Origin of the sequence: Psychrobacter immobilis (assembly GCF_904846185.1) — a bacterium.
Lineage (GTDB): Bacteria > Pseudomonadota > Gammaproteobacteria > Pseudomonadales > Moraxellaceae > Psychrobacter > Psychrobacter immobilis_B.
In genome coordinates this window covers 13,590-39,138 of the sequence record NZ_CAJGZQ010000031.1, presented here as the reverse complement: position 1 = coordinate 39,138, position 25,549 = coordinate 13,590, and the positions used below count along the sequence as shown (strand labels likewise).

At 42.6% G+C, this 25,549-nt stretch carries 19 protein-coding genes and 1 tRNA gene; 6 read left to right on the top strand and 14 right to left on the bottom strand.

Annotated elements, in window-relative coordinates; translation table 11 throughout:
• Positions 1-118: transposase (locus tag JMW94_RS13675; protein WP_201604294.1), on the bottom strand; the 118-nt coding region annotated here is incomplete at its 3' end.
• A 218-nt stretch (positions 119-336) separates the two neighbouring features.
• Here JMW94_RS13675 and JMW94_RS13670 point away from each other — a divergent pair.
• Positions 337-1,218 (top strand): IS982 family transposase, encoded by an 882-nt coding sequence (locus tag JMW94_RS13670; RefSeq protein WP_201604760.1) that lies wholly within the window; start codon positions 337-339, stop codon positions 1,216-1,218.
• A gap of 113 nt (positions 1,219-1,331) precedes the next feature.
• Positions 1,332-3,500 (top strand): protein-disulfide reductase DsbD domain-containing protein, encoded by a 2,169-nt coding sequence (locus tag JMW94_RS13665; RefSeq protein ID WP_201578571.1) that lies wholly within the window; start codon positions 1,332-1,334, stop codon positions 3,498-3,500.
• A 215-nt stretch (positions 3,501-3,715) separates the two neighbouring features.
• Here JMW94_RS13665 and JMW94_RS13660 read toward each other — a convergent pair.
• From JMW94_RS13660 to JMW94_RS13605, 12 genes are all read right to left on the bottom strand, one after another.
• Positions 3,716-4,464, bottom strand: a protein-coding gene (locus JMW94_RS13660; RefSeq protein WP_201604759.1) for an IS5 family transposase whose coding sequence is annotated in 2 segments (ribosomal slippage) — positions 3,716-4,134 and positions 4,134-4,464 — 750 coding nt in all. Because the reading frame shifts where the segments join, the coding sequence is not laid out codon by codon here.
• 162 nt (positions 4,465-4,626) lie between these two features.
• The gene (locus JMW94_RS13655) at positions 4,627-6,048 is read right to left on the bottom strand and encodes a DUF3631 domain-containing protein (RefSeq protein WP_199508363.1); all 1,422 of its coding nucleotides are present in this window, start codon (positions 6,046-6,048) and stop codon (positions 4,627-4,629) included.
• A gap of 2 nt (positions 6,049-6,050) precedes the next feature.
• Positions 6,051-6,236 (bottom strand): helix-turn-helix transcriptional regulator, encoded by a 186-nt coding sequence (locus JMW94_RS13650; RefSeq protein WP_227685536.1) that lies wholly within the window; start codon positions 6,234-6,236, stop codon positions 6,051-6,053.
• A gap of 183 nt (positions 6,237-6,419) precedes the next feature.
• The gene (locus tag JMW94_RS13645) at positions 6,420-7,403 is read right to left on the bottom strand and encodes a hypothetical protein (protein WP_199508361.1); all 984 of its coding nucleotides are present in this window, start codon (positions 7,401-7,403) and stop codon (positions 6,420-6,422) included.
• 162 nt (positions 7,404-7,565) lie between these two features.
• Complete coding sequence (locus JMW94_RS13640; RefSeq protein ID WP_199508360.1) at positions 7,566-8,744, bottom strand: tyrosine-type recombinase/integrase; 1,179 nt, start codon at positions 8,742-8,744, stop codon at positions 7,566-7,568.
• A 149-nt stretch (positions 8,745-8,893) separates the two neighbouring features.
• Positions 8,894-8,970 (bottom strand) — tRNA-Ile (locus JMW94_RS13635).
• Positions 8,971-9,065: 95 nt separating this feature from the next.
• The gene (locus JMW94_RS13630; protein ID WP_201604758.1) at positions 9,066-9,251 is read right to left on the bottom strand and encodes an SDR family oxidoreductase; all 186 of its coding nucleotides are present in this window, start codon (positions 9,249-9,251) and stop codon (positions 9,066-9,068) included.
• The gene (locus JMW94_RS13625; protein WP_201604757.1) at positions 9,245-10,432 is read right to left on the bottom strand and encodes a tRNA nucleotidyltransferase; all 1,188 of its coding nucleotides are present in this window, start codon (positions 10,430-10,432) and stop codon (positions 9,245-9,247) included. Before JMW94_RS13625 ends, JMW94_RS13630 begins: the two co-directional genes overlap by 7 nt.
• Positions 10,433-10,640: 208 nt before the next feature.
• On the bottom strand, positions 10,641-12,962 hold the full coding sequence (locus tag JMW94_RS13620; RefSeq protein WP_060491229.1) for an NADP-dependent malic enzyme: 2,322 nt from the start codon (positions 12,960-12,962) through the stop codon (positions 10,641-10,643).
• Between the two features lie 359 nt (positions 12,963-13,321).
• Positions 13,322-14,788, bottom strand: coding sequence for a protein adenylyltransferase SelO (locus JMW94_RS13615; protein WP_201604756.1), 1,467 nt, complete (start codon positions 14,786-14,788; stop codon positions 13,322-13,324).
• 323 nt (positions 14,789-15,111) lie between these two features.
• The gene (locus JMW94_RS13610) at positions 15,112-16,290 is read right to left on the bottom strand and encodes an acyl-CoA desaturase (RefSeq protein WP_201604763.1); all 1,179 of its coding nucleotides are present in this window, start codon (positions 16,288-16,290) and stop codon (positions 15,112-15,114) included.
• A 449-nt stretch (positions 16,291-16,739) separates the two neighbouring features.
• Positions 16,740-17,468, bottom strand: a complete 729-nt coding sequence (locus JMW94_RS13605) for a glycerophosphodiester phosphodiesterase (protein ID WP_201604755.1) — start codon at positions 17,466-17,468, stop codon at positions 16,740-16,742.
• A gap of 438 nt (positions 17,469-17,906) precedes the next feature.
• Here JMW94_RS13605 and JMW94_RS13600 point away from each other — a divergent pair, with 438 nt between their 5' ends.
• Positions 17,907-18,842, top strand: a complete 936-nt coding sequence (locus JMW94_RS13600; protein ID WP_060491225.1) for a hypothetical protein — start codon at positions 17,907-17,909, stop codon at positions 18,840-18,842.
• Positions 18,843-19,024: 182 nt separating this feature from the next.
• Here the strand turns inward: JMW94_RS13600 and JMW94_RS13595 are convergent, their stop codons facing one another.
• Positions 19,025-19,621 (bottom strand): cob(I)yrinic acid a,c-diamide adenosyltransferase, encoded by a 597-nt coding sequence (locus tag JMW94_RS13595; protein WP_045446323.1) that lies wholly within the window; start codon positions 19,619-19,621, stop codon positions 19,025-19,027.
• 218 nt (positions 19,622-19,839) lie between these two features.
• Between JMW94_RS13595 and cysS the strand changes: the two genes are divergently transcribed.
• The 3 genes from cysS to guaB all read left to right on the top strand — a co-directional run bounded on the left by cysS (position 19,840) and on the right by guaB (position 25,415).
• Complete coding sequence (gene cysS, locus JMW94_RS13590) at positions 19,840-21,300, top strand: cysteine--tRNA ligase (RefSeq protein WP_201604754.1); 1,461 nt, start codon at positions 19,840-19,842, stop codon at positions 21,298-21,300.
• A 239-nt stretch (positions 21,301-21,539) separates the two neighbouring features.
• On the top strand, positions 21,540-23,537 hold the full coding sequence (locus tag JMW94_RS13585; protein ID WP_227685535.1) for a mechanosensitive ion channel family protein: 1,998 nt from the start codon (positions 21,540-21,542) through the stop codon (positions 23,535-23,537).
• A gap of 405 nt (positions 23,538-23,942) precedes the next feature.
• Complete coding sequence (guaB, locus tag JMW94_RS13580) at positions 23,943-25,415, top strand: IMP dehydrogenase (protein WP_201604753.1); 1,473 nt, start codon at positions 23,943-23,945, stop codon at positions 25,413-25,415.
• Positions 25,416-25,549: the final 134 nt, after the last annotated feature.

Here is a 25,549-nt window from a genome sequence, read left to right as displayed (position 1 = left end):
TTTGCATGGCAATGCCAAGCTGCTTTGCAGTGGCTGAGATATTGCCATTATTGTCTGATATCTTCTTGACGGCCTCGGCTTTAAATTCGTCACTGTAGGTTCTTACTTTCTTGGTCATAACAAACTCCTGTCAATACGCTTAGTTTACCAAGTTTATCTCTACGGTTTCTTCAGCATAGCTCACCATGATTTTGTATCCCTTAATAGTATATTGTAGTATGTTGTATATAATATAACCCCAGTTCGGGATAAGGGCTCAAAAAAAAGATAAAAAAAGAAGTCCGAAGTTGCTAAAGTAAGTTTACCAAGACAAACTTCACAACAAGGACTTCTTACATGGACAACCTAACCGAACTATACTGCCATATTGACGACTTTTATCAGCAATTCAAACCTGAGTTTGACGCTCATTTAATCGCAACGGGCCGTCAACGGCTAAGAGCATGCCAGATAAGTGTAGCAGAGATTATGACCATCTTGATACTGTTTCATCAATTACGTTATCGACAGTTTAAGGCGTTTTACTACCATCACATGCTTGGCATGATGAAACGGGAGTCTCCAAACCTGCCGAGCTACTCGCGATTTATAGAGCTTGTGCCGCGCAGTATCATGCCACTGTGCAGCTACTTGCAAAGCATGATGGGCGACTGTACGGGTATCAGCTATATTGATTCAACCAAGATAGCAGTTTGTCATAACAAACGTATCTACCGTCATAAAGTCTTTGAAGGACTTGCAACCCGAGGCAAAAGCAGCATGGGCTGGTTTTACGGCTTTAAGCTGCACGCCATTATCAATTATAAGGGCGAGCTTGTATCTGTTAAAGTCACTGCGGGCAATACGGATGATAGAGCGCCAGTTAAGGATATGGCAACGTCTTTATTTGGAAAACTATTTGGTGATAGAGGCTATATCAGTAAAGCCCTAAACGAGTGGCTCACAAAACACAGTGATACTAGGCTGATAACCAAACTTCGGCGTAATATGAAACCCCAATTACTCAAGCCGATGGATGAGGCACTACTCAATCATCGCTCTTTGGTTGAAACGGTGTTTGGAGAGCTTAAAAACTTGTGCCAAATCGAACACTCACGCCATCGTAGTGTCACGGGTTTTATTACAAACTTGCTGTCAGGTTTGATTGCTTATTGCTGGTTTCCCTATAAACCCACCATCAAAAATATGCCTCAGCAGGGACAGGTAGCAACATTGTAAATAGTACCAATGAGTTACAATGTGGCTTATCCCGAACTGGGGTTGTAAATAGACAAGTCCATACAGACAGTGAATTGGTCAATTCGAATATTGGAAATAATAGGTAGCCCTTCATGTCCCTTAAGAGCGCAGAAAAGTCTCCGTCATTAACGCAAAATAAATCGTCGAAAAAATCTTATCTGTTGGCGTTCGCTTTCAGCGCGGGTTCATTATTGACAGGGCTAGCAGCGACTGGGCTGACGGCCGTGCCAGTGGCATCGCAAGCGGCAGGATTGGGCGATTTATTTAGCAGTGATAAAAGCGCGACCCAACCGAAATTTTTGCCTGTTGATGAAGCGTTTCAGGTCAGTAGCAGTAGTAAACCTGTCAATAATGGCACGCGCTTAGCCATTAACTTTGACATTACGCCTGAGCACTATGTTTATAAAGACCAAATTAAGCTAACGTTGCCTGCTGGCGTGAGCGCTGCACCTTTTAGCTTTAGCCAAAAGCCAGTCTCCATAGATGATCCGACCTTTGGTCAAGTATTGGTCTTTGACCAAGCCAATATGGTTGCTAGCACCGTTTTGAGCAGTAGTAATGGCAAGGCGATAAATAATGCCGCTGTAACGATAGGTTGGCAAGGCTGTGCCAAAGCAGGACTTTGTTATCCACCGGAGAAAATAAAAACCACGGTCAAAATTGCTGCGTCACAATCGGCAGCCAATAGTTCAAGTAGCACTGCTACAGTTTCTGCGAGCAATAACAGCAATGCAGAAACTGCGCAAGCATCTACAGAGGCGACTGATACTGATCGTCTTGCTACAGAGCAAACTACGCCAGATGACGAGGTGATTGATTATGCATTGTTAGATGACGAAGCGTTAGATGCAGAGCTTGGTGCAATCAATACCATCTCTGGAGCCGATGAAGAAGTGGTAGGCGATAATGTCACAAGTGAAGCAGCGAACAATGACGCTGTCATAAATAATGCTGCTGCAACAAACAATACCGTTGTCGTTGATAACGCCATTAATAGTGACCCTTTTGGCTTAGCTTCGCATCCGTGGTTGGCATTGGTGTTATTGTTCTTGGCAGGGTTGGTCTTGGCATTGACGCCATGCGTGTTACCGATGCTACCGATTGTTGCCAATATCGTCGCGCGTGAAGACAATCCAACGGTAAAACGCGGTGTTATTTTAACGACCAGCTACGCTATTGGTGTTGCCATCGCTTATGGTATTTTAGGCGCGGTCATTGCGGTATTTGGCGAATCGTTAGGCATTATCGGTTGGCTACAAAATCCGATTATTTTAATTGGGTTTGCCATCGTTTTTGTCTTATTAGCCCTTTATATGTTGGGCGTATTTAGCATTCGTCTGCCAAGATTCATCAGTAGTAAAATGCAGGGTCTAAGCCAAGCGGGGGATAGCAAACTTGGTAGTACGGGTGGCAGTTTAATTGCGGGATTCTTATCAGCACTCGTGGTATCGCCATGCGTTTCGGCACCCTTATTTGGGGCGCTGCTTGCTGTATCAACGATTGGAAGTCCATTACTTGGCTTTGCGGCTTTATTTATGCTCGGTTTTGGTTTATCGGCGCCGCTTATTTTAATCGGCGCGACCCAAGGTAAAATCATGCCAAAAGCAGGCGAGTGGATGAATTGGGTCAAGCAGGGCTTTGCTTTGTTGCTTTTTGCCGTGGCATTGTTATTAATTGAACGCGTCTTTATCTCGCCTGTGATGCTGATGGTTTGGGCGCTGTGGTTTATGGTCGTGGCGATGTGGGCGTGGAGCTGGCTAGGCAAAGGTCGGATGCTGACCCAAGCGCTAGGCTTAATCGCTGGTATTTGGGCGACGTGTTTAATCGTCGGCGCCGCATTGGGCAATGACGACAGCTTGCATCCGCTTGCCTCCCTAACTGCGGTTCCGGTGCTGCAGACAACTGCTGATCAACCAGCCATGAGTAATGCAACAGATAAAACTGTTACTACGCTGGCTGAGCTAGACACTATTGTCGCCGCCAATCCTAAAGTTCTGGTCTTTATCACCGCCGAATGGTGTATTGCATGCCGGATTATGGATAAAAACTTATTTCATAATCGTCCTGCGCAAATGCAAGATTGGCAATTGGTCAAACTTGATATCACAGAGACTACAGCGGATTCAAAAGCAATCTTAGCGCGTTATAAACTATTTGGTCCGCCAGCATTGCTGTATTATCAAGACGGTCAATTGGTCAATCAACAAGTGGGTGAAATCGGGCGCGCAGCGTTTGAGCAAACCTTAACCGCGCTAAATTAATCGTTCAAATGTAGATAAATTCCAGCTTGTTTATACAGACTAAAAAGCCAACGTCCTTTGATAATAGGACGTTGGCTTTTTCAATCTTACTAAATAACTTTTTTAATATAGACGCTAAATCCTTGGTTTAACGTTATTTATTACTATTTATTTAACTACTTACCTTATTATTTACATCAGAATTTGCTCGCAATAACGCTAGGGTGTGTTGGCAATTACCGTAAATGGATAATCGTCGCTGCTAAATAGATATTAGCAGCAAACGACTCATCCGTTTTTTCAGCACGCATGGCAATTTTCTTGAAATCTTTCAGCTTACAGAAGAAGTTCTCGATTAAGTGACGCCACTTGTACATTTCTTTATCGAAATCTCGTTGCTTTAAACGAGAGCTTTTAGGGGGTATGACCGCTTTGCTACCACGCTCTTCTAAGTCTAGCAGTAGCCAATCCGTGTCAAAGGCTCTATCAGCAAGCAATGCACCAAACTCTTTGTCTTTAATTAAAGGTTTAACGCCAGCCATGTCATGCTGTTGTCCTTTCAATAAAGTAAAATCAACAAGGTTGCCTAATGCATCAACCATTGCCATGATTTTAGTGGTCATACCGCCTCTTGATTTGCCAATTGCCTGATGACAAGCCCCCCTTTTGCGCCTTGTCCATGACGATGTACCTTAACAATAGTGCCATCAATCATGGCATACTCTAAATCTGAGTCATTCAGAGCATTAAATAGCTTGCTGAATCTATCGCTTTTTACCCATCGACGGTAGCGCTTATAAACACTGTTCCAGTTACCAAATTCAGGGGGTAAGTCTCGCCACGGACTACCTGTTCGGACAATCCATAGAACAGCTTCGATAAATAGTCGATTATTTACCGCTGTTCTACCAACATCGGTCTCTTTACCTGAACAATACGGTGCTATCTTTGCCCACTGGGCATCACTTAGGGTTAATCTAGTCATAACACTATGATTATCAATTATTCTATATATGTCAACACACCCTAGAACATGCTCCAAATTTCATATAGGCTAGCTTCAATAGGGTTAGACAAAAGAAAAGGACTGAAAACTGTATTAAACAGATTTCAATCCTTTGTGTACGCTTTAAAATCGGGAGTAATGCTACGATAAATAACGTGTGAAAGCATCATTAAGGTCATTGATATCGTAACCTTTACCTCGTACTTCCTTACCGCGTAGGTCAAGCGTCCTCATATCCTTAGATGAAATCTTGAATTCACTTAGTCTTTTAGCAATTTGATGTAAAGTTATAGGCTTGCCATGATTTAGAGTTGACCAGATCATCTCTGGATCTCTACATAATCCTGCAAGCAAGTCTCTACTTAAAAGCCTGTTGGTTCCATATAGATTAAAAACGATTTCAATATCGGCTAAGAGCTGCTCATTTAAACTAGGTTCATCGCTTTCAATACCAGAAATTTCGATACAAGCATTATGAGCCTTTTCCAGCCAATCATCACCTAATATCATAGCTATTTTCAGCAAAATTTCCCAGTTGTCCTGTGCCCGATCGTTGATATAAGTAGGTAATACTGGCTTTGCTGCTTTGACAGCTGCCATATTATCATTAGACCACCTAGCAAGCTGCGATTGGATTTTGTTAGTAGTATCTACAGACAGATCACGCACTCGTTTTTTTGTCTCATTTTTCATTTTACGGCGTAGCGTGAGCGATATTGAGCGATCTATTAGCGTGTCAGGAATTTTGCCAATACCGGAAATCGCTTTAGCACTATAAACATTGAATGTTATTAATTGGTGATCATCACCAAAACAGCGCGTAATGTTTGAGCCATCACGACTATGACCTGCATTTAGTACACCTCGTATGCCCTCATCATCATTGAGAAACGTGTCAACCTCATCAATGAATAATGTTGGTTCATAGGCTTCAATGCAACGAAATAGTGCTGGCCCTGTGATGTTAGATGTTGATAGCGACTTTTTGCTCAAACGGCTCATTAGTTTTAAAAGCGTACTTTTACCGCAACGCTTTTCCGGAGCATTAATCCAAGCAATAGGTAAAATATCACTTGCTGGAATAAGCCATGTCATTAGTATCCATAATGTAGCAGCCACTCTAACTGCATCAGTGCAAGCGATATGATCTTCTATTATCTGATATATTAGACTAACTATTAAAGCAATATTTAATACTGGTTCTGAGCTTGGCTGAGTATAAACAACTAAACATTCATCTTTTCCAACGTCTAATTTATTCCTAGCGCTTTTCACCAATTGATCAAACGCCTTTAATGTTACATTTAAGAACTTAGCAGTATCAATTCGTGCTAGCTGATAATCTAGCTCTGGCAATTTAGCTATATTGTTAATAATGGCTTTTGCTTCCTCTGAGCTAATTTTCGGCACATTTTGTGGTAAAATATCTAATGATGGCTGGTCTATGTCATCTGTAGTAGTTTCTGAAAGCTTAGCATCTTGCAGGATGCTTGGCTTTTTTATTGGGTCAACTGATCGCTCATCAATTGCCTCAGGAGGTGTAACCTTGTTGTTTTTACTCATGATTATGCCTCCTTATCATTAGAAGACGTAGAATGGCTCTCAATCCATGCTAGAACCTCAGAGTTTCGCCAGGCCACCACGGTTGGAGACAGTCTTATGCTGGCAGGAAACCTACCATCACGACTCCACTCATGTAAAGTCGTTCTCGAAAATGGTAAAAAAGGAAGGATGGTTTTTGCTCGTGACATGCCCTGGACAGGTAACGTACTAATTAACTCGTTTTTTAATGACTCGTTACAGTCATTATGTTTATATTGATCGTACATTTTATTTCTCCATACTTACGGCAGCGACATGCTGCGGTAAGTATGGAATGATAGTGATATACGTTAAATATGTCATCGCAAGTTGCGATCACTAAATCGCAAATTTTATTGTTTGTCGTTTTTATTAGCATTAGCAAAAATATCTTCAATATTTCGTTTACCAAGTTTTGGAATCTTCTCATTTATAATATGCTGAATTAAGCCAGATTGAGTCGGTTCACCTGTGCTCTTAAGGCTATCGCTTTTGAAATGATATGCATTAATATCAGGGTTTAGTAACAAATCTTTAAGAACTAATATCAATGAGTAGACACTATCTTTGACATCATTTTCTGGCTGTTGAGACTGAGATTTTCTCAATTCTTTTTTAAGTGTCTCTATCTCTTTATGTTGCTGACTGATAGTTCTACTTGCAGATGATAGCTCCGATTCTAGTTTAGGAATGAAGTGACTATTTTTTATAATACTAAGAATGTATAGTAAATCATGCTTCGCAAATAGTAACTCACAGTTCTTTTCTAAATTCACGCTTTGATTTTCATCACTTTCAATTGCATATAGTATGTAACCTTCTATTTCGTCATCATTCAAACCAGAGTCGTTTAAGTCAAACCATATAGCTTGAGAAACAGGTCTCTGATCACCTAGAATAACTTCGATTCCTAACGCAGATTGTACAATGTTTAGAGGGGATAATTTAAACACTCCTTCAGTAAACAATTTTGCTCCAGCTGTTTTAGTAGCAAACTTGTCCTCAAAAGAAGATAAAAGTTTTTTAACTAAATATATAATGCTATCTACGTTTAACGCAGAATCATAGTAATGCGGCTCAGTCAATTCTCCAACTTCTAATTTAGTCATCTCTTTTTTGATAGTATTGGTTAAAGAGTTTATTGTTGACTCTCTATTCATTGAGATACTTTGAGTTACAAAGCTGACTAATCCTTTGTATTTGACATATGGCGTAAGTTGATTTGTATTGATTAAGCGCATAATAGCTTCATCATTACTAAATGCCCTATCATTTGTTGCAGCTAGATATTTTCTAACTTCTTCTATAGTGAAGAAAGGTTTAGTGTCATCAGACATATTTTTCCTTAAAGTTTGAACTTTACATAATTTACAAAGACAGGTTGAAATTTAACTTAGCATATAAAGAGGTTTCTTTAAAAAACGATTTTCAGCTTAAAGATTCCGTCAAATTCTAAGAAGGGTTAAGAACTAATTTAATAGATGTACAGTCAATTGTATTTATATATCAGCATCTATATAGGCTGCCCATCTTTTCATCATATCTTTACGATAGTCTAAATGCTGAGCACCGTTATATGCTTTACTAATCTTATTTTCTTGTTCATGAGCCAGTTGTAACTCAATAGCTTCATGCATAAACCCCTGCTCATGAAGGGTAGTACTTGCCAGCCCTCGGAATCCGTGCCCCGTCATTCTATATTTATAGCCCATCTGGTATAAAGCATTTATAAACGCATTTTGGCTGTAAGGTTTGCGAGTTGAAGGGTTGTAGAATACATACCGCTCTGAAAAATTCAGCTCTTTAATTTGTTGTAATATATCTATGACCTGTGGTGCAAGAGGCACAATGTGAGGTCTATCCATCTTCATTTTGTCTGCAGGTATACGCCAAATTTTATCGTTCCAGTCGATCTCTGACCATTCCATGAACCTGAGCTCATTAGTGCGCACGAAGGTATAGCATAGAAACAATAGACCTAATTTAACAATGATATGACCTGTGTAACTATCAATGTCGCTTAAAAGCTGAGGCAACTCTTTTGAAGTAATGCGACTGTGGTTTTTAGTTTTATGCGGTTTGATGGCTGCTGATAAGTCTGCTGCAGGATTTGATGTTGCCATACCAGTACGAATAGCATGCTTAAATATCTGTCCAACTTCTGCCATAATTCGTCGCGCCATTTCATTAGCGCCGCGTGCTTCAATATGCTTACCGATTGTCAAAATATCAGGTGACGTAATGTCGTCGATTAGCTTATGTCCTATAACTGGTTTAACGTCACGCATGTAGGCTGAATAGTTACGGCTAAACGTACTAGAGGCTAAAAAGGTCTTGCGGTCTGCATACCAGGCCTGGGCAATAGTATCAAAAAGCCTTGAACCATCTTGTTCAGCAAGCTTTTCTTTTTTCTTATCTTTAGGGTTAATACCTTCGTTAATCTGTTGCTTTATTTCTAGGTTACGCTGGCGTGCTTGTTGTAATGTGATTACTGGATATTTACCTAAAGTGAGTGACTGCTGTTTACCTTGCCAGCGGTAAGCACTGACCCAGACTTTGTTTCCAGTGTGTCTTACCCACAGTTGAAGGCCATCGCCATCACTGTGCTTGTCAGGGCGGCTAGGGGTGCATTTTTCACTTGGGGTTAGTCTGTTGATAATCGTATGAGTTAATGGCATGTTGGTATATCTCCACGTTGGTATAATCTATACCAACAAATATACCAATATTCTATATGGTTCGCCACATACCTATACTTTCGCAAATCTTGTAAAACCCCATAAAAAAAGGCTTGCCGCATCGCTGCGAACAAGCCTGATTCAATATGTGGTGGGCCCAGTAGGACTTGAACCTACGACCAAAGGATTATGAGTCCTCTGCTCTAACCAACTGAGCTATGGGCCCTAACGCTAGACGGACAATGATACCTGAATTTTTTAATTTTTCAAGTAAAAGATAGGTAGTAATCAAGATATTTTTTATGATGCTCTACTTTTCTATCAAATATGACCACCAGCCAATATCAGGCTGCGACCACCATCAACAGTAATAATCTCAGCAGTAACATAATTAACCTGTACTAGGTACAACACACTATGGACAATCTCGTCAGGTCGACCTATACGCTGCATAGGAATTGAGTCAATGATATTGTGCTGCTGCATCTTTTTAAATTTTCTTAACATTGGTTTCGTGCTTGCAAGTGCTCAATTCTGGCTTGTCTGAGTGCTGCGCCAATCGCAGGGCCTGTTAGCTCTGAGTCAATATCCTGTATGTTAATGGCATGAAAACTATTCAGCGCTAGCATCATTTGACGGTGTTGTGTTGCCAATTGCAACACGTGGCTGGTCACTAATAGCTGCGATAACTTATCAGGCTCTTTATGAGCGCCGCAAGTTTGTATGAGGTCAATTTTTTCAGCCGCGCTTAAATGGCTTATTGTGCTTAGCTTTGTGGCTTGCTGAGCGAAGAGAGTCGAAAATTGAGTGTGTGCCTTTGGTACCTTAGCGGCGTTGCCTATATCATTGATACCTTTTATATTGACTGCTTTATTCACGTTTTCATTTGTATGTTCTGAGGTAAATAAAAATGAATTAAGGCTACTCATTAATAGCGTCCAACGTTGTGACAAGTTCAATTTCATTTGCCCTGCGAAATATAGCGCAGTCTGTACCGTTTCACGTATCTGAGTATTAGCCCAAGCTTGATGTAGTGGAGCAAAATATTCTGTGAGCGCACCAATCTCAAACAGTTGTTGCCAGTATACCTGCGGCGATAGCTGCATCGTTGCACGGCTAGATTCCTGCCAAATGCGCTCTGCACTTAAATGCGCAAGCTCTCCAGAGTCAACCAATTGGCGCATCAAAATCAAAGTTTCATCAGCAATGACAAAACCTAGATCATAATAACGGCTATAGAAGCGAGCGGTTCGAAGCACTCGTAGAGGGTCTTCGCTAAATGCACCTGATACATGACGCAAGGTTTTGCTTTCTATATCAGCCATGCCACCATAATAATCAATGACGTCACCGTTGATAGGCGTATCATCAGTTAAGCTGGTGACTTCTACCGCCATGGCATTAATCGTCAAGTCTCGACGTTGTAGATCCTCTTTTAAGCTGACGTCAGGATTGGCATGTACGCTAAAGCCTTTATACCCCAAGCCTTCTTTGCGTTCAGTGCGTGCCAATGCGTATTCTTCATGGCTACTAGGGTGCAAAAATACAGGGAAATCTGCACCCACTTGCTGGAACCCTGCATCAAGCATTTCTGCTACAGTTGCACCAACGACGACAAAATCTTTATCTTTAATAGGACGTGCTAACAGTTGATCGCGTACCGCACCGCCGACAAGGTAAATTTGCATGAATGCCTCTATCTTTTATTTTTATTGAGCAAGTGATGACTGATATTGAATAAGGCTACGTTGCGTCTTAGCCAATGTATAACAAGCAAAAAAAACCAGCCAACGCTGTTTAATAGCATTGACTGGTTTTAGTATAGCAGACGGTCTCTATAAATGAATAATAGAGACCATCTCGATAACACATACTACCTAGGTAGCGCAGGATGAATTACTGATTTTCGCTCGCTAAATCTTGAGCTTCAGTAACGGAAAGAGCAGTCATATTGACGATACCACGTGCAGTTGCTGATGGTGTGAGAATATGTACCGGTTTGCTAGTACCTAATAAAATAGGACCAATAGAGGCACTACCAGTTGCTGTCTTGAGTAAGTTGAAGGCAATATTTGAGGCGTCAAGTGTTGGTAAGATGAGCAGATTTGCAGCACCTTTTAATGGACTTGATGGCATGTTGTTTAAACGAATATGTTCATTCAACGCGGCGTCACCTTGCATCTCGCCGTCGAATTCAAAGTCTACATTCATGTCTGTTAGCAGTTCATAGACCTTGCGCATTTTTACAGCACTGGTGCGATTTGAAGCGCCAAAGTTAGAATGAGAAACGAGCGCGACACGTGGTGTAATGCCAAAGCGACGTAATTGATCAACCGCCAAGACAGTCATTTCAGCCAATTGTTCAGCCGTTGGATCTTCGTGGATATAAGTATCGGCGATGAAAATATTACGATCTTGCATGAGTACCGCATTCATAGCATAGAAGTCGTTCACACCTTCTTTTTTGCCAATAACGCTTTGTACATATTTTAAGTGCAACTGATAATGGCTAAACGTACCACATACCATGCCATCTGCAGCGCCATTTTCGACCAATAGTGAGCCGATCAATGTGGTCTTACGACGAACATCACGACGAGCAAGTTCAATACTCACGCCAAGACGTTTGTTCTTCTCGTAGTAACCCTGCCAGTAGTCTTTATAACGAGGATCGTCATCGATATTGACGATAGAGATGTTCACACCATCTTTTAGACGTAACCCTAGTTTTTCGATATTGGCTTCGATGACTGAAGGACGACCAATTAAAATAGGTTGGGCTAGCTTTTCATCAACGACCACTTGCACAGCAAGTAAGATATTATTGTCTTCACCTTCACAGTAAACGATACGTTTTGGATCGGCTTTAGCGCGAGCAAAGATTGGTTTCATCACGAATGCAGAGTTATAGACAAACTCAGACAGACGCTGACGATAAGCTTGCATATCAGCGATAGGTAAGGTTGCAACGCCTGAGTCCATCGCAGCTTGAGCGACCGCAGACGCGATCTCGATGATTAGGTTTGGCTCTAAAGGTCCTGGAATCAAGTAATCACGACCGAAACTTTGCATTTTTTCAATGTTTCTAGCGCTGGTGGTCGGCGTTGCTTCAACGTGTGCCATCGCAGCGATAGCTCTTACACAAGCAACTTTCATCTCTTCGTTAACAGTCGTGGCACCAACATCTAATGCGCCGCGGAAGATATAAGGGAAGCATAAAGCGTTGTTTACTTGGTTTGGATAGTCTGAGCGACCCGTTGCCATGATGACATCTGGACGTACGGCGTGCGCCAATTCTGGCATGATCTCAGGCGTTGGGTTAGCAAGTGCAAAGACGATAGGGTCTTTTGCCATACGGCGAACCATATCTTCAGATAACGTACCAGGCATCGATAGACCAAGGAACATATCGACATCATCCATCACTTCGTCGATAGTGGTCGCAGTCGTCTCACGCGCATAGCGCTGTTTGGTTTCGTCAAGATTTTCACGGATAGTCGTAATGATACCGCGTGAATCTGAAACAAAGATATTGTTTTTGTTTACACCAAGTGCGCAAATAATATCTAAACAAGAAATGGCGGCGGCACCGGCACCTGAACAGACGATTTTAATCTCTTCGATTTTTTTGCCAGTAATCAATAGCGCGTTGAGCATCGCTGCTGCAACAATGATTGACGTACCATGTTGGTCATCATGAAATACTGGAATGTTCATGCGCTTACGTAATTCACGCTCAATTTTGAAACATTCTGGTGCTTTGATGTCTTCTAGATTGATGCCACCGAAAGTAGGCTCAAGAGAGGCAACAGCTTCGATGAATTTGTCTGGATCATTTTGTGCAATTTCAATATCAAAAACATCGATACCTGCGAATTTTTTGAATAGAACCCCTTTACCTTCCATTACAGGCTTCGATGCCAATGGCCCGATATTACCTAGACCCAGTACCGCTGTACCGTTGGTGATAACACCAACCAAGTTGCTACGGGCGGTATATTTAGCCGCTAACGTCGGATCTCTTTGAATCTCAAGACAAGGAACTGCCACACCTGGTGAATAGGCAAGTGCTAAGTCACGTTGGTTTGCCAACTGCTTAATAGGGGTGACAGAGATTTTGCCTGGACGTGGGAACTCGTGATAATGTAAGGCAGCTTGTTCAAACTGCTCTTTTTCTGTACTAAGGTTATCCGTATTCAAAGTGGTATCGTCATTCATAATAATTGCCATGGTTAGAATAAATTGGAATAAAGTAAATGGAGATAAAAATAACGTTTTACCCTCAAAAAATCATGGAATAATAATCCTCTAAGGGCAACGTGACGCTAAACAGTTAATAATTCAAAGTGTCAGGATTAGCGATTAAGCATTGAGCCAAAAAAGTAATCTAGTGGAATAGTTATTCTAGCACTATTGCCAATTCACTGCCTAGTCAGCTGCCGTGAACGGCGAGAATAATATAGTAAAATGATATTCATTATTTAGCCAATTAATAATGCCAAAAAATAGGGTTAAATATCAACCTTAATCTCATAATGTTTCAAAATATTACAGAATAGCAGTTTAATAACATATCATTAAGACGAGCAACTAATCGGCATTTGCGGCGCATGTGGGGTAGGCGGCATCGTGTCGAGAAGGGTAGCGATTGCTTGTACCTGATAAGGGTTAGCCAGTAAATCGAATACTCGACTCACTTCTTCGAACTGTCCTTGTTCTGCTGCCATGATGGCACGCTGCGCCATACTATTACGCAGTACATAAACAGGATTATTGTGCTGCATATCATCGATAACTTGCTCAAGTGGCAGCTGCTGTATTTGCGCCACATAACGAGTCGACCAATCTTGCCAGACTTGCTGGGCATCATCGCTAAGCTCATTCGTCATGATTGACAATAGCTGCTCTTCATAATGGTGCTCATTCGGCGCGACCAAACCGAGTAGCGCACGGAAGCTATTGGTATAGTCCAGCAAGTTGTCTTCTAACAAGGTTAGCCATTCGAAAGCCAAGGTTAGACTCTCTTTTGCATGCGGCAGCCCAAGTCTACGGCACAATCCTTGCTGATAATGCTGCATAAAGGTAGCCTCATAAGGCGCTAGACAGTCCGCTAACGCCTCACGCGTTACGCCCTCTAAGCGCATAAAATGTGGCAGCCAAGCATTGAGATTCCAGTGACCAATAGCAGGTTGATTCTGATAAGCGTAGCGACCAGTATGATCAGAGTGGTTGTTGATCCAAGCAGGATTAAAACGCTCCATAAAACCAAATGGACCAAAGTCTAAGGTGCTACCAGTGATAGAGAGGTTGTCAGTATTCATCACGCCATGAGCAAAGCCAATCAGTTGCCAGTCAGCGATCATTCGTGCGGTTCGCTCAACCACCGTGGTTAAAAATGTCAGTATGGGAGCGTCACTATCACGGCACTCTGGATAATAAGTATCGATCATATAATCGGTGAACTCAGCGAGCAAATCAGGAGCAAAGCTGGCAATCCACTCGATATGACCTAAGCGAATATGGCTGTCAGCCACGCGCATCAATGCCGCACCTGCTTCCATGCGCTCACGGCGCACCCTCGTATCGGAGACAACAAATCCCAAAGCATTAGAGGAAGGAACACCTAATTGTGTAAGGGCATGACCACATAAATACTCGCGAATAGTGCTGCGCAAGACAGCACGCCCATCACCCATCCGCGAATAAGGCGTCAGACCAATACCCTTAAGGTGCAAGTCTTGCAATTGATTATTGTTATCGAGCACTTGTGCCATCAGCAAGCCGCGCCCATCACCCAATTGACCTGCCCATTGCCCAAATTGGTGACCCGCATAAACCATGGCCAATGGCTTAAAATCCGCTGGCACGTATTGACCACCGAGTATCTCTACCCAATGTGTCATCAGATCTTCATCATCTGTCCAGCCTAACTGCTGCGCAACTTGCATGTTGAAGTGTCCAGCACGTGGATTGTCCAGCGGCGTCGGCGGTTGCTCATGATAAAGGCGAGTGTCTAGATTGATATAGGTATTTTGATAGCGCATACAAGCCGTTCCTGCTTTTGAAGTATAAGTAAAGTGTAGGGGCGATAAAAGCACTATAGCATAGCCTTGATATTACGTCGTTTCACTCTGTCCATCTCTTGTAATAGCGCACCCAAAAACCATGAGCAATATTGAATGCATTTAGCCTATCAAACAAAGATATTGCTTCCACTTGTCCTTTTTATTTTCATAAATCAATGTTGGACACGATCTATAAAGGATAAGCAAAAAAATCCCTCTATCTGTAGCAGATAGAGGGAAGGAGAAGCTTTACAATTATCGTTCATCACAAAGGTAATAAAATACAGTTTAATAATCAGCGATTATGCCGCTTTTTTACTGATACCAATCGAGCGAAACGCAGTTTTTAAATTGCTATTATGCTCAAGAATTTTTTGTTCGATCTTGGCATAGTCATGCTTTAGCTCATCTTCCACTTCATGCAAGCGATCGGCATATTCTGTTTTTTTCAGCTCAATCGTTTTGGCTTTGAGTGCTTGCCATTCTTCAACAGTCTGCATAAAGGCATCATATTCAAACTTAATACGGTCTTGGAAGCTCTTCATCGCATGAGGAAGATCAATGCCGCTTACTGCTGCTGTATCGATTTGCTGCTGAGCCGCTTTAAATTGCATTTGTACTTCTGCATGCTTGATAGTGGTGTCATCAACGGTACGTAGCTCACTGGTTAAGCCCAGCTTCGACAAGCCAGCAATCAGCCATTTAGTAGGATCATACTGCCACCATTTTACCCCGTTACGATAATCGTATTGGAAGAAGTGATGGTAGTTATGATAACCCTCACCCCATGTAAAGATAGCTAAGAAGAAGTTATCACGGGCAGTATTGGTATCCGTATAAGGACGCGTGCCAAACATATGACATAGCGAGTTAATAAAGAAGGTAAAGTGGTGCGTCAGTACCAGACGTAGTAAGCCTACGATGACCAAAGTACCCCAAACATCACCCAATAACCAACCGATCGCAGCGACCACACCGATGTTCAATGCCGCAACCCATAAACCGTAATATTTATGCTGAATTTGCAGCGTTCTATCTTTGGTTAGGTCAGGGATATTTTTATAGTCAAATTTACCGCTAGGATAATTGCGTAGCATCCAGCCCATGTGACTAAAGAAAAAGCCACGCTTTGCTGAGTACGGGTCTTCTAAGCGATCATCGACATGACGATGATGCGTACGGTGACCAGAAACCCAATCAAACGCTGAACCTTGTACGGCAAAGGTGGAACCTAGCAATAAAAAGTTTTTGACGATCGGATGCGCTTTATAAGCACGATGCGATAGCAGGCGATGATAACCCGCCGTAATACTAATGCCTGTCCATACCATAAAGGCACCAAATACGCCCCAAACTGGCGCGCTAACATCATGAGTAAACAAATACCATGGTGTAATGATCGCAGCAGCAATAGGTGTGGCTACCAAGATAGTCGCTGGAATCCAGTTGATCGGCGCTTTTGTAAACTCAAACTCGCGCATATCAATGCTGTCTTCTTTAGTAGAGACATCTTGCTCTCCCGCAGCATGGGCGTAGTTGCGTTTGGCAACAGGCTGCTCATTAAGCGAGCTTGCAGTTTTACTCTCGTCAAAACGTGTCTTAAAACGTGTGGCTTGAGTGCTGGCGGCTTTGATAAGCGTATCACCAGATTTGATAGCGAAACGTAAGCCTTTAAGCGGTAAGCCAAGTGCTTTTTTTGCAATCATATAATATCCCTAGCGGTATTAATTTAAGCCTATATGATACCTTAAAAAATCAATAAAGTGAACAGTTATACACTGTAAAAATATTGCTAAATAACAATAACTTGTATTGATTATGGAATGTATTAACGAAAATAATGGATGACTTATCAGGCATTGAGGAGAAGTGTAAGTAACACTGTAGATATGTAGATGATTTTAAATAAATCAAATGAAGGCGATGCTTATTAACCCAGCAGTAAATAACTCGGAAAATCAGTGATAATGACGTCAGCTTGCCACGCGATCAGCTGTTTAATCGTGTCAATATCATTGACCGTCCACGCACTCACTGGCAAGCCATAATGGTGGCTATGTTTAATGACTGCTCGACTAATAAGTGGATAGTGGATACCTAGCTGAACACAGCCAAGTTGCAAGGCGGTATTCGGCGCAGTCATTAAGACTTCAGGTGTGCGAATGAGCAAGCCGCGAGAGATATGCTTTAGTAATGGATGACGTTGCAAGCGAGCATGTAGCTCTACATCAAAACTGGTCAGCACAATGGGTAGTTTGGCAAGTGGGCTATCGATGAGGTTGCGTGTCAATGCTTGTACCAATTTAGTGTAATCAGTACGGTCATGCGTTTTAATCTCCAGTTCAATATCAGTAAAGCCCTTTAGCAACGGCGCTACCTGCCCTAATGTGATAATCTGATGACCAAACTGCGAATGGCGTTGAATCTCAGTAAGATTCAACTGATCAACACGTGCTTGCTGACCACACATGCGTTGCAGCGTGTCATCATGAAACACGATTAAATGACCATCCGCACTCAGTTGTACATCAAACTCAACCCCTGCTAGACCCTGAGTGTTGAGACGTTGAGCGTACTCAAAGCCTGAAAAGGTATTTTCTAATGCTTCGCCACGCGCACCGCGATGACCCAATAAAAGCGTGTTTTCAAGATTTATCATAATTTATATGGTTGGTTAGTGATACGCTCAATCATATATTGCTAAAACAACAGCGTCTAATAAAATTTGATCGATAAAGCAATATTACTATGTGGTTCTTTTTATCCAAAAACTTTATAGATATGAGCTGAGCGAAATTTTAGAATCGGTTTACTGTCTGTCAAACATTCAACAGACCTTAGTTGATAGCGATAGTCTAAAAGCGTATTTACAGCGAATTCATAAGTATGTATTTGTTATGTTTTTGCAACTAAGTACAGGTTTTACCTATAATGAGGGGCGTTATTTGTATATCCATGGGCTACACTAATGAACATTTTATTTAAACACCGTATAATAATCTGGTTTTCAAACCTAGGGCAGCTAGGGTTGCGGTTTGAACATCAATCACTGTCCATCAGTGGCGGTACGTATTAGTAAATTGGGAGCAAAAGAAATATGAGCGTAGCAAATAAAAACGTGAGCAAGTGGTATAAAGTGGCTGGTATTGGCATGGTATGTGGTTTAGCGCTTGCTGGCTGTGATCGCTCAGAGAAGGAAGATACCACTGAGGCGGCAGAGCTCACAGAGCAAGAGTCTGCGTCTACTGAAAACACCGCAGCTACTGCGGTGAGCTGTGATGACCCAATGGTACAAGATCGTCTCAAAACGGCTCTGAAAAACACGCTCAATCAACAAGCACAAACGCTGGCTGCCAACTACGCAAATGATGCAGAGATCAGTCTCGCTAGCGGCGCTATCACTAATAAAACCAACGGCATTGTGATTGATGTACAAAATGCTGCAGTTTTACAAGCAGCCAATGACAATGGTATGACGACTTGTCAGGCAAGCGTGAGCATGACGTTACCAAGCGAAGATTTGTATCAAGCCAGTCAAGTACAAGCAGCCAACAATCTACCGAGCCTACAATCACGCTTAGCGCAAAATAACATCCGTATCAATAATAACATGTTGGTTGATGATGCCTTTACCTATGTCGTTGGTACTCAAGGCGGTCAAGTACGCACACGTATTGCTGGGCAGCCAGCATTGATTACTGTGGTCGCCGATGTGATGGCAGGTTCTGTATTTAAATCAGCGATGGATGAGCAGCGCGCCCAGCGCAGCACTGAGCGCCGTGCAGCACAAAACGATGACAGTCAGTCAGCACCTGTTCGTCAGCCTCAAGTAGTCAAGCCAGTTGAGCCGATTCGTCCTACTCAGCCTGCCACGCCGCCGACTATTAACAATCCAAGCAGTAGTAATACGGATAGCAGCGCGTCAGCCACTCCTGAAGTTAAAACCCCAGCCACACCAGCTGTACCGAAATCAGTACCTAAAGATGAAAGTATCGATATGGTCATTATTGAAGATGACAGCGCTACTTACTAATTGGTAAGATTTAAGTTGTTTTCGAATAATATTGTCGTTACTGAATAGTATCGATTAGTCAATAAAAAGCCCGCAGTGTTAAGGTTGCGGGCTTTTTTATATTTTATGCTAAACCTTAATTCTAGGGCTTGATTCTAGGGTGTTGTTTTAGCATTTTAGTCCACTGAAGTAGTCCTGCGCAATTATTTTTTATCAGCGAATTTTTGTAATACCTGACTGTCCCATAAAACTTCAGAGACTTTGTTTGGATCTGTACAAAAGCGAGCAGCGACAAACAACCAATCCGATAAGCGATTGATAAAGCTCACGGCCGTACTGCGAATCGCTTGTGGTCGCTCTTGCTGTAATAGCACTGCTTGGCGCTCAGCACGGCGACAGACCGTACGCGCAACGTGCAGTTGGCTGACCAATACCGAACCTGTGGGCAAGATAAAATCTTTTAGCGGCGGCAAGGTGGTATTCATCGCATCAATTTGCTGTTCTAACCATGTAATGTGAGTGGCATTGACGCCTTCATATTCTGGCATAGCCAGCTCACCACCGATATTAAATAATAAATGCTGAATGATGACTAACGCTTGAGAAAATTCTTTCTCTATAGATTGCCCTTTATTATGCTGTAATTGAGCGCGTACCAGACCAATGTGTGAGTTAAGCTCGTCGATATCACCCATTACGCTAAATAGATTGTCTGCTTTGCTGACGCGGCTGCCGTCTGCCATGCCAGTGCTACCGTCATCTCCAGTACGCGTATATATTTTGCTTAAACGATTGCCCATATCTAAATCCTTAACAGTTTTTTATGATTGAATGATGTTAGTTGCGGGCTCATTGTAGTATTTTATGGCTGTTTTCGCTAAGATAATGGGTTAGGTTTTATGTTGCCGCTATTTTTACATTTATAACGACCATAGTCAGTGCTGTTTAATATCCAAACATTGATTATATTTTCGTTTTTATTTTATCTATTCCATTTATATTAAAAGGCTTTTTAACCATGACCACACCACTTGCCGATGCGATGTCTCAGCTTGCTATTCATGACTCACTGACTGGCGGAAAACGTCAGTTTGTACCACTCAAATCAGGGCAAGTAGGCATGTATGTGTGCGGTATGACCGTTTATGATTATTGTCACATTGGGCATGCGCGGGTGATGGTTGGTTTTGACATGGTAGTGCGCTGGTTGGCTCAGTTAGGCTATGACGTTAATTATGTGCGCAATATCACCGATATTGATGACAAGATCATCGCTCGTGCCACCGAAAACGGCGAAGAGATTGGTACGTTAACGCAGCGTTTTATTGAAGCCATGCACGAGGATGCAACCGCTCTTGGCTGCGAGATGCCAGACGCTGAGCCGCGCGCGACTGATCATATTGATGATATGCAGCAAATGATTGAGACCTTGGTCACAGGCGACTATGCGTACGCTGGCGACAATGGTGATGTCTACTATGCCGTCGATAATTTTGCAGATTATGGTAAATTATCTAAGCGTAATCTCGATGAGATGCAAGCAGGTTCACGTGTCGATGTCGAAAATGATAAGCGCAATCCGTTTGATTTTGTCTTATGGAAGGCGGCAAAACCCAATGAGCCGCAATGGGCGTCACCATGGGGTCAAGGGCGTCCAGGTTGGCATATCGAATGCTCAGCGATGTCGACTAAGTGCTTAGGTAATACCTTTGATATTCATGGCGGTGGTCACGACTTGCAATTTCCGCATCACGAAAACGAGATAGCGCAGTCTGAAGCCGCGACTGGCTGTGAATATGCGCGTAACTGGATGCATGTCGGTTTCATTAATGTCGATGGTGAAAAGATGTCCAAGTCGTTGGGTAACTTTTTTACCATTCGTGACGTGATGACAAAATATCTGCCTGAAACGGTGCGCTTTTTCTTATTATCAAGCCATTATCGTAGCCAAGTCAATTTTTCTGATAACGCATTGGACGAAGCACATAATAGCCTAAGCAGATTATATAATGCGTTAAAATTGGCCGAACAACAAAAAGGGCAGGCGCTCGTCGTCAGTGATGCGCTGATAAATGATGCTTATAGCAGCTGTGCCGGACAAGATTTCATCAAAGCCATGAACGATGACTTTAATAGTTCAACGGCGATCAGTGTATTGTTTGGGCTGGCGCGCGACATTAATAAAGCCATTAAAGCCGAAGATGTAGACACTGCATGGCAATTAGCAGAGCAGCTCAAAGCATTGGCACAGGTACTCAATATTTTACAGCAGCCAGTTCAACAGTTTTTGCAAGCAATGATTGGTGACAAGGCGGATGATGGTTTAACCGATGACACTATCGATGGTTTAATCACTGAGCGTGCGGATGCCAAAACCAATAAAAACTTTGCGCGTGCTGATGAGATACGTGAGCAGCTAAAAGATGCTGGTATTGAGCTTGAAGACAGCCGTGCTGGCACGACATGGCGCCGCGCTTAAGGCAATCATGTTACAGAACACCCATATAGATAGTCATAAACTAAGTCAGCTTTGAGCTGGCTTTTTTTATAGACTAAACTAGGGTGTGTCATCATTCTAAAAATGGTGCTAAAAACAAGATGAATTGCAGTCAAACAAGAAAGATGAAGCTAAATTGGCTATGCAATATATGTAAGAATAAGCTTTGTAGGCAAACTTTAAGAGATGCAAACATCAAGTGAATTAATGGCTTTTAAAATATGAATCTTCTCAAAAAAAGCATTGTTGGCGGTCATCGTATAGCAATTGATACCAACAGTGACCACTATCCTAACCCCCAGCGTTGGAATGTGCGCGCTAGTACTTTGTCATTACTATTGGTTTTTTTCATAGTCAGCATGAGTGCTGTGTCTGCACCCGCTAATGCCGCAAGCACTAGCGATATCGAACAAGCTGCGGGTGAGCAGTCCAGCTCGTCATCGAATTCAGTCAGCAAGCCCGATAATCTGGCTGAATATGCCACTCAGAAAATCAATACAATTAAAGACGAAAGCCTCAGTATCTCTGGCGTTGCAGAAGAGATATTTGATCCTACCGAGCGCAATGCAGTAGAGCAAGCGGGTAATTTGCAGGGCGATTCTGGACTGACGGGTGAATACAATGAAAGTTATTATTTGCTAGACAAGCTCAATGTAGGCTTGCCGCCATTATCGGAGCCGCCAAATTTAACCACGCCACTGGCGACTTTAGAGTTTTTTCAGTCAGCGGTCATGAAGCAACAATACGATTTGGCTGCTTATGCACTCAACATGAATTTAATCGATCAGAAAATTCAGCGTAACCACGCGCTCGAGTTATCAAAACGGTTGGATTTTTTGTTAACAGAAAAAGAGCTTTACGTCTTTGATGATCTGCCAGATCGCCCAGATGGTTTAATCGAGCCGCCACTTGGCAATACCAGTAGTATCATGGGCATCCCTAGACGTTCGATTCAGCTAGGCTATATCGACTATCGTGAGCGCCGTGTTCCCATCTATTTGCAACGAGTACGGGTTGGTGAAGCTGCGCCTATTTGGGTGTTTTCTGCACAGACAGTTGATAATATTGACAATCTCTATGAGCAATATCATCCAGCGGAATTTGAGCGTTATTTACCTGGGTGGTTAAAACTTAAGATTTTTAGTATCGCACTATGGGAGTTTTTGGCATTAGCACTGTTTTTCTTAGTGACCATGGGAGTAGGGTGGTTACTCAGTAAAGGCACGGAAAAAATCATCAGCCGTTATATCGACGATGAAAAATACAGCAATTATGTTGGTAGTACTAATGGAGTGGCAGATTTGGTTAATAAGCTGACCGTGCCGTTGACTTTTACCATCAGTTTTTTGCTTGTCTTTACTTTGGTGTCAGGGGGCTTTCCTTATTTGGATGCGGTAGCTTCATCGACTCGTCCGCTTATCTGGATTGGGCTAGTATTTAGCACCTTATGGCTTGGCATTCGCGTTATTAACTTTTTTGCTAATCGCTATCAAAGCCTACAAATTGAAAATCTGGCTGAAGAGCACTTTGATAAAGAGCGCCGTCGCCGTACTTATGTATCGATATTTCGCCGCGTCTTTATTTTTGTCATGATTTTGGGCAGTATTTGGATTGGTCTCAGTGAATTTGCCAACATGGAAGGCCTTGGTAAGACGCTATTGACCTCGGCTGGTATCGCAGGCGTGGTCATTGGAATTGCCGCGCAGCCGATACTGGGTAACATCATTGCTGGGGTACAGGTGGCCGTGACCCAGCCGGTACGGATTGGCGACAGTGTGATAATGGATGGCAACTTTAGTACCGTTGAAGACCTGCGTTATACGTATGCGGTACTCAAAACATGGGATGAACGTCGGTTGATCGTGCCGATGCGCGAACTGATCACCGAAACGGTAGAAAACTGGTCACATACCGAAGTACATCAGACCTGTCCTGTGTTTTTATATGTCGATTATGGTGCAGATATTGACGCCATTCGCCAGCAATTTATATCGGCGGTTAAAGACAATAAGCTTTGGGACAACAAAACTGAGCCTGAAATGTTTGTGGTTGAGGTGACTGCCAACATTATTCACCTGCGCGGCGCTGTTTCAGCGGTAGGTCCCATAGAAGCATGGACACTGGCCTGTGAGATACGTGAGCAGATGCTGAATTATTTATATAGCAAACAAAAAGCTTATCTACCTGCTGAACGTTTGATATTGAAGGGTAAAGACTAGTAACCGACGATTGAGTATATTTTCTATGCTTTTAAATAGCTGAGCTTTACAGACGTCGATATCGATAGACAAGCGCTAGCAAAATAAGCTGACAAATATAGCATGCGATTTGTCTGATTATTTGTTATAATATGGCGTTATTTTTAAGGGATAAATGAGCGATTAAGAGTAGGGGCGCGCTATATTTGTGCAAACTTATTAGCATCAATCAATTGCAATTTTCGAGTGTCTCTGTTTGTTTAATCACAAACACCGGCTGGCTCATTGCTGATTATCTAAAACTTTGTGATACAAGGTCTTTAATTTTAAGACTTTAGCTTCATAAAGTCATATCGGTGATTTTGGTTGATTGTCTTAATGCCAAAAATATCCCACCCATCAAAATAACCACCACTAGGGGTCTGTATGTTGCGAATTGTCGATGAAGCCTTAACCTTTGATGACGTTTTATTGTTGCCAGCTTATTCTGAAGTCTTGCCAAAAACTGCCGATCTGACTACCCGTTTGACCAAAAATATCACGCTGAATCTACCGCTGATTTCTGCCGCGATGGATACCGTGACCGAATCTGAAATGGCCATTACGATGGCACAGCTAGGCGGTATGGGTATCTTGCACAAGAGCATGGATATCGCCAAGCAAGCGACACAAGTACGCCGCGTCAAAAAATTTGAAGCAGGTACGGTCGTAGATCCGATCACTGTGCATCCAGAGATGACGATTGGTGATCTGCTACAGCTGACGCAAGACAATAATATCTCAGGCGTACCTGTGGTAGAAAGAGGCACTGATAATGTCGTGGGTATTGTGACTCACAGAGATTGGCGCTTTGAAACCAATCTGTCTTTGCCAGTTAGTAAAATCATGACGCCAAAAGATCAGCTGGTCACAGTACATGAAGGTGAAAGCAACGAAAACATCAAGCGTCTGCTACATGAACACCGCATTGAAAAAGTCATTGTTATCGACGATCATTTCCGCTTACGTGGTTTGATTACGGTTAATGATTTTGCAAAAGCTGAAAACAATCCCAATGCTTGTAAAGATGAGCAAGGACGTTTGCGTGTTGGTGCTGCTGTTGGTACTGGACCAGATACCCAAGCGCGTGTTGAAGCGTTAATCGCTGCTGATGTCGATATCATCGTGGTTGATACCGCACATGGTCATTCAAAAGGCGTGATTGATAAGGTGTCTTGGATTAAAAAGCACTATCCACACGTACAAGTCATCGGTGGCAATATCGCAACAGGTGATGCTGCACTTGCACTACGTGATGCAGGCGCTGATGCGGTAAAAGTCGGTATTGGCCCTGGTTCTATCTGTACTACGCGTATCATCGCTGGTATCGGTGTGCCGCAAATCTCAGCTATCGATAACGTCGCTAGCGCATTAAAAGACAGTATTCCACTGATTGCTGATGGTGGTATTCGCTATTCAGGTGATATGGCAAAAGCCATCGCCGCTGGTGCTTCGTGCATCATGGTAGGCTCATTGATGGCTGGCACTGAAGAAGCGCCGGGTGAAGTTGAGCTGTTCCAAGGTCGTTACTACAAAGCTTACCGCGGTATGGGTAGCCTTGGTGCGATGTCAGGCTCAAATGGCTCATCAGATCGTTACTTCCAAGATGCTAAAGATGGCGTAGAGAAATTAGTACCAGAAGGTATCGAAGGCCGAGTTCCTTATAAAGGTCCAGTTGCTGGTATTGTTAATCAGTTGGTTGGCGGTTTGCGCTCATCAATGGGTTATACTGGCTCTGCGACCATCGAAGATATGCGTACCAATCCGCAATTCATTAAGGTGACATCGGCGGGTATGAAAGAGTCGCATGTCCATGATGTACAAATCACCAAAGAAGCACCGAACTATCGTGTGAACTAAAAGGTGTTTTATAATCCTGCATTATGTCAACGATAGCTATTTTGCAGGGCTGCAGTGACTTTAAGATACAAACAGCCAACAATGCCTTGTTATTGTTGGCTGTTTTTTTTGTAAAATACACAAGCGGATTATAA